Origin of the sequence: 'Chrysanthemum coronarium' phytoplasma, assembly GCF_000744065.1 — a bacterium.
Classification (GTDB): Bacteria; Bacillota_I; Bacilli_A; order Acholeplasmatales; family Acholeplasmataceae; genus Phytoplasma; species Phytoplasma asteris.
Window position 1 is genome coordinate 1 of record NZ_BBIY01000086.1, and the last position, 1,990, is coordinate 1,990.

At 27.9% G+C, this 1,990-nt stretch carries 1 protein-coding gene; it reads right to left on the minus strand.

Features of this window, described 5'->3' with window-relative positions:
- The coding region (locus OYV_RS03650; RefSeq protein WP_042068342.1) for an HAD-IC family P-type ATPase at positions 1–1,055 on the minus strand (1,055 nt) is incomplete at its 3' end.
- Positions 1,056–1,990: the final 935 nt, after the last annotated feature.

Genomic DNA, 1,990 nt, shown 5'->3' on the forward strand with positions numbered 1-1,990 from the left:
CTTACTGTAAGTTGGTTTTGAGTTAGAGTTCCTGTTTTATCAGTACAAATAACAGTAGTAGAACTGAGGGTTTCTAGGGAAGAGATTTTTTTAACTAAAGCGTTTTGTTTAGCCATTCTTTGAGAACCAACTGCTAAACTTAGATTAACGGTAGGAAGTAAGCCTTCAGGAATGTTTGCAACTAACATACCAACTGCACAAACAATTGCTGCTCTAAAAGAATCTATATTATATTTTTCTTCTTTGAAAAAACAAATCATAAAGACAAATAAAGCTGCACAAGAAGCAATAATACTTACTTTTTTAACAATGTGGTGCATTTCTTGGTCTAGAAGGCTTTTGCCTTTTTCAATGCTTTGAGCAATGCTTGAAACTTCTCCAATTTGGGTGTTATTTCCAATAGCGTAAACAACTGCAAAACAACTACCTTGAGTAACTGTAGTACCTGCATAAACTAAATTAGGCATTTCAGCAATGGAATGATTATCTTCGAGGTTTGGCATTTCAGTACGGTTTAAAGGAATGGTTTCGCCTGATAACATTGAGTTGTCAACAAAAAAGCTATTAGATTGAATAATACGTGCATCTACTGGAACTTGGGTTCCTGTTTCTAAAAAGATGACATCTCCAATGGTAAGTTCAAAAACATCCATTAATTCTATTTTTTTGTTGCGGTAAACTTGAACTTTTTTAGGAATCATTTTACCTAAGGAAGACAACATTTTATCAGCTTTGTATTCTTGGGAAAAAGAAAATAAGCCATTTACAATGATAACTAAAATAATAGAAATACCGATGGCTGCTTCTTTGGGATTAATTAAAAAAATCATTAATGCTGCTATCCATAATAAAATAGCCATTACCGAGGTAAATTGTTTGATTAATTGTTGCCAAAACGGAAAAGATTCGCCTTGTTTGATAATATTTTTACCGTAGAGAGATTGTCTTTCTTGGGCTTGTTTGTCAGTAAGTCCGCAAGCATCGGTGTTTAGATGTTTGACAACAGCATCTTTATCAAGACGACTGATTTGCAAAATTTCTTCTTTTTTATTCATATAAAGTTGTTTCCTTTGACTAAATTTTATATTTTAGTATTTTGTTAACTGATATATAAAAAATATTTGCAAGGCTATAATGGTGGATAAAATTAAATGGAATAAAGGAATTCAAAATAATAAGGATGCTAATTGAGTAAGATAATTTTTTGGTGTGGGAGTTTGGTTGGGGGTTTTGAGTTATGTGGTTTGTTAGTCTTGTTTGTGTGCAAAGTCATTTGTATGTTTTTTTGCCTTCTTGCTCTTGCCTTTTTGTTTTGCATTTGCAAGTTTAATAAATTAGTTATATTGTTTTTATAACTACTAAAAATAAATCAGAAAAGTGCCACAACCAAAGTTATAAAGTATTATCTTGGGTCAATTTTGCAAAATTAAATTATTTTTTAGTTCGTTTATTCTAGTCATCTTTCTTTTGATGATCAATTATTTTTTATAAGCCTGATTAAATTATAACAAAACAAAAAATAAAAGCTAATAATAAATGTTAAAAAAATACATTATTTTGGGAATTTGGAACCAAAAACCGTTATTTTGGGAATTATTTGGGTGAAATTGGGTTAATTTTGAAAAAAAATTGTTATTTTTTTGTATCCGTTTTAGTTAATTTTTGGCAGTTGTTGTGATTTGGGATTGGATGAAACAAAATAATAAATTTTTTAAGGATGGAATTAGTTATAAAATTTTTTGAAAGTGGTTTTATTAAATATATAAATCACCCAAATGCATTCAAATTTATAATTCTTAAATCCATATTATAAAATATAATAATATATGATGTAGAATTTTAATATTGGTTTATTTGTAGTATATCATTTTGATAACTAATTATCAAGTATAAAATTTATCATCCATTAATAAAGCACATTATTTATTATTTGCTATATGATTTTATTTTATATCATCCAAAAAACTTTATTATTTCAAATAATATTAAA